Source organism: Pseudomonas sp. GCM10022186 (assembly GCF_042656385.1).
In the GTDB taxonomy this organism is placed as follows: domain Bacteria; phylum Pseudomonadota; class Gammaproteobacteria; order Pseudomonadales; family Pseudomonadaceae; genus Metapseudomonas.
This window is the reverse complement of the sequence record NZ_JBHSOU010000044.1, coordinates 116232-123134: the sequence shown is the minus strand read 5'-3', so window position 1 is coordinate 123134 and position 6903 is coordinate 116232. Positions and strand designations below refer to the sequence as shown.

Here is a 6903-nt window from a genome sequence, read left to right as displayed (position 1 = left end):
GGGGCGAATTCATTCGCCGAAGGCCGCGCCGCTGCCCAAAAGGCCCCACCGGCAGGCCTGCGGCCTGCATGGCGAATGAATTCGCCCCCACAGCATAAGCGCCCCATCCTGTGAATAACCCCATCGGACCAGCGGGCCTGAGCCTTTTCCCCATGGGCCTAGACTTCCCTGGCTAACCACAGAGGAGATCGGGCCATGGTCAAAGTCGCCTTGCTGGTACGCCTGGAAGCCAAGCCGGGCAAAGTCGCCGAGGTGGAGGACTTCCTTCGCGCCGGGCTGCCGCTGGTGCAGGAGGAGCCCGATACCACGGCCTGGTTCGCCCTGCGCATGGGGCCGCACAGCTTCGGCATATTCGATGCCTTCGAAGGCGAACTGGGGCTGCAGGCGCATCTGGCCGGTCAGTTGGCCGCCACGCTGATGGAACGCGCAGGCGAGCTGTTCAGCACGCTGCCGCAGATCGAGCGGGTCGAGGTGCTGGCGGCCAAGCTGCCGTTTGTCGAGGAGGAGGAGGAGTTCTAGAGCGGTTTGCTGTAGGGGCGAATGAATTCGCCCCTACAAGGCAAGATCGACCTACACGCTCGTGGTGGACAACAGCAACTGCGCGGCGATCAGGTCTTCCTGGGCATGGCCCACCGATTTGAACAGGGTGATTTCGCTGTTGGTCTGGCGATGGCCCCGGCCATGCAGCAGGTCGGCGAGTTCGAAGTGGATGCTCTGTTCCGTGATGGCGCCATCGGCGATGGCGAAGAGCAGGTCGCCGGCCTCTTCCAGCGCCCCGGCGCGGGTATCGACCACGATGCGCGAACGGGCCACCGCGGCGCTGTCGGTTTCGCGCATGCTCGGCAGGAAGGCGCCCACCAGGTCCAGGTGGGTCCCCGGGTGCAGCCAGTCACCCAGGATCAGCGGCGAGGTGGACGTGGTGACGCAGCTGATGCAGTCGGCCTGCTGGGCGCAGGTCTGCAGGTCCGGCGCGACATGCACCGGGTAACCCTCGACTTCGAGCTGGTGCGCCAGTTCGGCAGCCTTCTCCGGATGGCGTCCCCAGATATCCACACGTTCGTATTTCCGCACCACGCTGTGGGCGCGGACCATATGCGCGGCCAGGGTGCCGGTGCCCACCACCAGCAAGCGGTTGGCGTCGTGACGCACCAGGGCGCTGGCGGCCAGCGCCGAGGTGCAGGCGGTGCGCCGGGCGGTCAGTTCGGAGGCTTCCAGCACCGCCAGGGGGCGGCCGGTGGCGTCGTCGAACAGGGTGAAGAGCGCGGCGACCGAGGGCAGGCCCTGCTCGCTGTTATGGGGGAACACGGTGACCAGCTTGACGCCGACGCCCTGTCCCTTCTGCCACACCGGCATGCACAGGAGCGAGGCGTCGTCCGGCAAGGCGTGGCTGGCGCGCACCGGCGCCTCGGCCGGATTGGCCAGGCCGTGGCGCAGGGCATCGATCAGGGCCGGGTAGTCCAGCGCCGAGGCGACATCGGCGTTGGTGAAGAAACGCAGGTGGTCCATGGGTACCTCCGTAACTGAGCTGGAAGCTGGAAGCTGGAAGCTGGAAGCGGAACCCGCCCACTTCCGGCTTCCGGCTTTCTCCTAGTGCCCGCCCAGGTAGGCGTTGCGGACGTCCTGGTTGCCCAGCAGTTCCTCTCCCGTGCCGCTCATGCGGATTTCCCCGGTGACCATCACATAGGCGCGGTCCGAGAGCTTCAGCGCATGGTTGGCGTTCTGCTCGACGAGGAAGATGGTCATGCCGGTCTGGGCCAGTTCCCGCAGGGTCTGGAAGATCTGCTTGACCACGATGGGCGCCAGGCCCAGGGAAGGTTCGTCGAGCAGCAGCAGCTTGGGCCGGCTCATCAGCGCACGGGCGATGGCGAGCATCTGCTGCTCGCCGCCGGACATGGTCATGGCCCGCTGGTTGCGCCGCTCCTTCAGCCGCGGGAAGAGGTCGAACATGCGCTGCATGTCCTCTTCGGCGTGGTCCACGCCGATGGGGATGGTGCCCATCAGCAGGTTCTCCTCCACGCTCATGTCGGGGAACACCCGACGCCCCTCCGGCGACTGGGCGACGCCGTTGGAAGCGACGTAGTGCGCCGACTTGTGGGTGATATCGGTACCGCGGTAGACGATGGCCCCGGTCGCCGCACGCGGCTGGCCGAAGATGGACATCAGCAGGGTGGACTTGCCGGCGCCGTTGGCGCCGATCAGGCTCACCGTCTCGCCTTCGTCGATGTGCAGGCTGACCTTCTTCAACGCCTGGATGGGGCCGTAGAAGACGTCGACATCCTTGAACTCCAGGAGGGGTGCGCTCATGCCACTTCCTCCTCTTCGGCGCCGAGGTACGCGGCGATCACCTTGGGATCGTGGCGGATCGCGTGGGGGTTGCCTTCGGCTATCACTTCGCCGTGGTCCAGCACCACGATGTGGTCGGAAATACTCATCACCATGCCCATGTCGTGTTCGATCAGCAGTACGGTCTGGTCGTGCTCGTCGCGCAGCTTGCGGATGATCCGGCTGAGCGCCTCGGTTTCGGCCGGGTTGAGGCCGGCGGCCGGCTCGTCGAGGCAGACCAGCTGCGGCCGGGTGCACATGGCGCGGGCGATTTCCAGGCGGCGCTGCTGGCCGTAGGAGAGCTCGCCGGCCAGGCGGTTGGCGCTGTCCACCAGGTCCACCACCTCCAGCCAGTAGAAGGCGTGGTTCAGTGCGTCTTCCTCCGCCTTGCGATAGGCCGGCGTATTGAACACCCCGGCCAGCAGGTTGCGGTTGACCCACATGTGCTGGGCCACCAGCAGGTTCTCCACCACCGACATTTCGCGGAACAGGCGGATGTTCTGGAAGGTGCGCGCCAGCCCCGCGCGGTTCACCAGGTGGGTGCCGCCGAACATCTTGTAGTGCAGGCGGCTGGCGAACTGCGCCGGGTTGACGAAGTCGGTGGGCTGGAAGGGCTCGCCCAGCACCTTGATCACGTCGGTGGTACTGCCGCGGGTGTTCAGGTGGATACGGCCGCCGGTGGCCTTGTAGAAGCCGGTCAGGCAGTTGAACACGGTGGTCTTGCCGGCACCGTTGGGGCCGATCAGCGCGGAGATGGAGCCGCGCTTGATCTTCAGGCTGACGTCGTTGAGCGCCTTGATGCCACCGAAGTGCATCATCAGGTGCTCGACGCTGAGGATGTTTTCGTCGCTCATGGCGCTACTCCTTTACGCGGGGTGAAGCCGGCGCGGCTGATGCGGATCAGCCCACGCGGCCGCCAGATCATCATCAGCACCATGAGGATGCCGAAGAGCAGCACGCGGTAGTCGGCGAAGGCGCGCAGCAGCTCCGGAGCGACGGTGAGGACGAAGGCGGCGATCACCACCCCGACGGTGGAACCCATGCCGCCGAGCACGACGATGGCGAGGATCAGCGCCGACTCGAAGAAGGTGAAGGACGAGGGGTTGACGAAGCCCTGGTAGCTGGCGAAGAACACCCCGGCCAGGCCCGCGGTGGAGGCGCCCAGCATGAAGGCCGAGAGCTTCACCAGCACATGGTTCAGGCCCATGGAGCGACAGGCGATTTCGTCTTCGCGCAGCGCTTCCCAGGCGCGCCCGACCGGCATCCGGGTCAGCCGGTGCTTGATGTAGAGCACCAGCAGCACGGTGAGGAAGAGCACCACGTAGATGAACAGGAACTTCAGGTTGGGGTTGTAGGCGATGCCGAAGAACTCGTGGAAGGGCACCCCGCCGTCCTTGGCCCGACGGCCGAACTCCAGGCCGAGGAAGGTCGGTGCCGGCACCGACATGCCGTTGGGGCCGCCGGTGAAGCTCAACCAGTTGTTGAGGATCAGGCGGATGATCTCGCCGAAGCCCAGGGTGACGATGGCCAGGTAGTCGCCGTGCATGCGCAGCACCGGGAAGCCGAGCAGTGCCCCGGCCATCGCCGCCAGCAGCGCCGACAGCGGCAGCACGGTCCAGAAGCCCAGGCCCAGGTACTCGTAGCCCAGCGCCAGGCCGTAGGCACCGATGGCGTAGAAGGCCACGTAGCCGAGGTCCAGCAGGCCGGCCAGGCCCACCACTATGTTCAGGCCCAGGCCCAGCAGTACGTAGATCAGGCCGAGGATCACCACGGTCAGCAGGTACTTGCCGGCGAAGAAGGGAAAGATCACCGCGGCGACCACGATCAGCGGGATGATCCAGCGCAGCCGGCTCTTGTAATCGGGCGCACGCACGTGCACGCCGGAGCCGGTGCTCTCGAAGCGCTGCATCAGCACTTCGCCGCGGGCGGTCTGCAGGTAGAGGCTCAAGGCGAAGCGACCGGCCATGACGATGGCGATCATCCAGCCGACCCGTTCGAACTCCAGGTTGAAGCCGTAGCCGTCGAGCACCACGCCCATGATCGGGCCGAAGACGATGAGGGTGAGCAGACCGGCGATCACCGAGTCGATCAGGCTCTTCTTGATATCGATGGGTTTGCTTGCGCTAACAGAAGACATGCTTACACCTTCGCGACATGCGGACGGCCGAGCAGGCCTTGGGGACGGAAGATCAGGATCAGCACCAGCAGGGAGAAGCTGAAGACGTCCTTGTAGTCGGTGTTCACCATGCCGGAGAACTGCGCCTCGGCGATGCCGAGGATGATGCCGCCGAGCATGGCGCCGGGCAGCGAGCCGATGCCGCCGAGCACCGCGGCGGTGAAGGCCTTGATGCCGATGATGAAGCCGGCGTAGAAGTCGAAGGTGCCGTAGTTCATGGTGATCAGCACGCCGGCGAGAGCCGCCATGGCGGCGCCGATGACGAACACGTAGGAGATGACCCGGTCGGTGTTGATGCCGAGGATCGAGGCCATCTTGCGGTCCTGCTGGGTGGCGCGGCACATGCGGCCGAGCTTGGTGCGCTGGATGATGTAGGTCAGCACGGCCATGCCGAGGAAGGCGGCCACCAGGATGAACACCTTGGTGTAGGTCAGCTGCACGAAGCCTTCGCCCACATGGAACTTCAGCGCGCCGTCGAGCAAGGTGGGCACGCCCTGCTGGCGGGCGCCCTGGCTCAGTTGCACGTAGTTCTGCAGGATCAGCGACATGCCGATGGCGGAGATCAGCGGTGCCAGGCGGGTGGAGTTGCGCAGCGGCTTGTAGGCGATGCGCTCGATCACGAAACCGTACACGCCGGTCACCAGGATGGTGAACAGCAGGGTGCCGAGGATCAGCAGCGGGAAGGATTCGAGTCCGAAGAAGGCCAGGATGGCCAGGGTGATCGCGGCGAGGTAGGCGGAGATCATGTACACCTCGCCGTGGGCGAAGTTGATCATGCCGATGATGCCGTAAACCATGGTGTAGCCGATGGCGATCAGACCGTAGACCGACCCGAGGGTCAGGCCGTTGATCAGCTGTTGCAGGATAATACCGTCCATCACTCAGTCTCGTCTTTTGGAGGACCGGCCTTGGGTTCGGCCAAGCCCCCGCGAGTGGAATCAGACGGGCACCACTGAATTACCGTGTCAAATCGGACAGTAGTCGCCTGCCCGGCTCAAGCAGAAAAGGACTTCAGCAGTTTCCCGGAATACACCGACCGGCCAGGCGCGGGTGGCGTCTGGCCGGTCAGCCGAGTTGAAAACCAGTGCCGGATCAGGATCGAACGTGTCCAGGCCCTAGCCGATGCAGCCGGGCCAACGCGCTGGCGATCCTGGCCGATACTCACTGCTGGGCGTATTTACCCTTGTCGTCCCACTCGTAGATCACGTAGTCGGACACCTTCAGGTCGCCCTTGGCATCCCACTCCTTCTTGCCCATCACGGTCTGCACCGGATGGCTCTTCAGCCATTCGGAAGCCTTGGCCGCATCATTGGAGCCAGCGCCATTGAAGCCGGCCGCCAGGGCCTGCAGGGTGGCGTAGGCATACAGGGTGTAGCCCTCGGGCTCGAAGCCGCCGGCGCGGAACTTCTCGATCACCGCCTTGCCATCGGGGATTTTGCGCGGATCGGCGCCGAACGTCATCAGCACACCCTTGGTGTATTGCGGGCCACCGGCGGTGGTCACCAGTTCGTCGGTGACGATGCCGTCGCCGGAAAGGAACTTGGCGGTCAGGCCCTGCTCGCGCATCTGGCGGACCAGCGGGCCGGCTTCGGGGTGCAGGCCGCCGAAGTAGACGACCTCGGCGCCGGTGGCGCGGATCTTGGTGACCAGGGCGTTGAAGTCCTTCTCGCCACGGGTCAGGCCTTCGTACAGGACTTCCTTCACGCCGCGCTTGGCCAGTTCCGCCTTGGTGGCGTCGGCCAGGCCCTGACCGTAGGTGTCCTTGTCGTGGATGATGGCGACCTTCTTGGCCTTCAGCACGTCGACGATGTAGTCGCCGGCGACGATGCCCTGCTGGTCGTCACGGCCGCACATGCGGAACATGCCGGACAGGCCGCGCTCGGTCACGGCCGGGTTGGTGGAACCGGGGGTCATGGCGATGATGCCCGCTTCGTCGTAGACCTCGGACGCCGGGATGGTGGAAGAGGAGCAGAAGTGCCCGACCACGGCGATGGCCTTGTCCTGGTCCACCAGGCGGTTGGCGACGGCCACGGCCTGCTTCGGCTCGCAGGCGTCGTCGGCCTTCACCAGCTTGATCTTCTCGCCGTTGATGCCGCCGGCGGCGTTGATGTCCTCGGCGGCCTGGGAGGCGCCGCGCCAGTATTGTTCGCCAAAGGAGGCGTTGGCGCCGGTGTGCGGCCCGGCTACGCCTATGACTACATCAGCCTGTACAACGGAAGAAATGCCCAGTGCGGTGGTAACCGCCAGAGCCAGAAAGCCTTTTCTGAAAATCTTCTGCGACATGGAGTTTTGCTCCTGAGGTTTTTAGGGTTAGCGCTCGTGTTCAGCAAGTGGCGTGCCATTAGTTCTTGTAGTTGCTCCGCGCCCTGAAAGGCCTTTCCCACCTCCTCGATTTCTTATTTTTA

At 65.0% G+C, this 6903-nt stretch carries 7 protein-coding genes; 1 reads left to right on the top strand and 6 read right to left on the bottom strand.

Annotated features, from left to right (window positions below; all coding sequences use genetic code 11):
* The first annotated feature begins 195 nt into the window (after positions 1-195).
* On the top strand, positions 196-519 hold the full coding sequence (locus ACFPU0_RS15285; protein WP_377693946.1) for a putative quinol monooxygenase: 324 nt from the start codon (positions 196-198) through the stop codon (positions 517-519).
* Between the two features lie 51 nt (positions 520-570).
* On the opposite strand, the gene ACFPU0_RS15280 is transcribed toward ACFPU0_RS15285, so the two are convergent.
* From ACFPU0_RS15280 to ACFPU0_RS15255, 6 genes are all read right to left on the bottom strand, one after another.
* Positions 571-1506: an ornithine cyclodeaminase family protein gene (locus ACFPU0_RS15280; RefSeq protein ID WP_377693945.1), complete on the bottom strand. Its 936-nt coding sequence runs from the start codon at positions 1504-1506 to the stop codon at positions 571-573.
* An 81-nt stretch (positions 1507-1587) separates the two neighbouring features.
* Positions 1588-2304 (bottom strand): ABC transporter ATP-binding protein, encoded by a 717-nt coding sequence (locus tag ACFPU0_RS15275; protein WP_377693944.1) that lies wholly within the window; start codon positions 2302-2304, stop codon positions 1588-1590.
* Positions 2301-3176: an ABC transporter ATP-binding protein gene (locus ACFPU0_RS15270; RefSeq protein WP_377693943.1), complete on the bottom strand. Its 876-nt coding sequence runs from the start codon at positions 3174-3176 to the stop codon at positions 2301-2303. The genes ACFPU0_RS15275 and ACFPU0_RS15270 overlap by 4 nt, the downstream gene beginning before the upstream one ends.
* Complete coding sequence (gene livM / locus ACFPU0_RS15265; RefSeq protein ID WP_377693942.1) at positions 3173-4459, bottom strand: high-affinity branched-chain amino acid ABC transporter permease LivM; 1287 nt, start codon at positions 4457-4459, stop codon at positions 3173-3175. The genes ACFPU0_RS15270 and livM overlap by 4 nt, the downstream gene beginning before the upstream one ends.
* A gap of 2 nt (positions 4460-4461) precedes the next feature.
* On the bottom strand, positions 4462-5376 hold the full coding sequence (locus tag ACFPU0_RS15260; protein ID WP_377693941.1) for an ABC transporter permease subunit: 915 nt from the start codon (positions 5374-5376) through the stop codon (positions 4462-4464).
* A gap of 283 nt (positions 5377-5659) precedes the next feature.
* On the bottom strand, positions 5660-6781 hold the full coding sequence (locus tag ACFPU0_RS15255; protein ID WP_377693940.1) for a branched-chain amino acid ABC transporter substrate-binding protein: 1122 nt from the start codon (positions 6779-6781) through the stop codon (positions 5660-5662).
* Positions 6782-6903 lie beyond the last annotated feature (122 nt).

Bases quoted from the DNA above. Each gene is read 5' to 3' on its own strand.
- ACFPU0_RS15285 (WP_377693946.1), top strand. From the start codon at position 196: ATGGTCAAAGTCGCCTTGCTGGTACGCCTGGAAGCCAAGCCGGGCAAA.
- ACFPU0_RS15280 (WP_377693945.1), bottom strand. From the start codon at position 1,506: ATGGACCACCTGCGTTTCTTCACCAACGCCGATGTCGCCTCGGCGCTG.
- ACFPU0_RS15275 (WP_377693944.1), bottom strand. From the start codon at position 2,304: ATGAGCGCACCCCTCCTGGAGTTCAAGGATGTCGACGTCTTCTACGGC.
- ACFPU0_RS15270 (WP_377693943.1), bottom strand. From the start codon at position 3,176: ATGAGCGACGAAAACATCCTCAGCGTCGAGCACCTGATGATGCACTTC.
- livM (WP_377693942.1), bottom strand. From the start codon at position 4,459: ATGTCTTCTGTTAGCGCAAGCAAACCCATCGATATCAAGAAGAGCCTG.
- ACFPU0_RS15260 (WP_377693941.1), bottom strand. From the start codon at position 5,376: ATGGACGGTATTATCCTGCAACAGCTGATCAACGGCCTGACCCTCGGG.
- ACFPU0_RS15255 (WP_377693940.1), bottom strand. From the start codon at position 6,781: ATGTCGCAGAAGATTTTCAGAAAAGGCTTTCTGGCTCTGGCGGTTACC.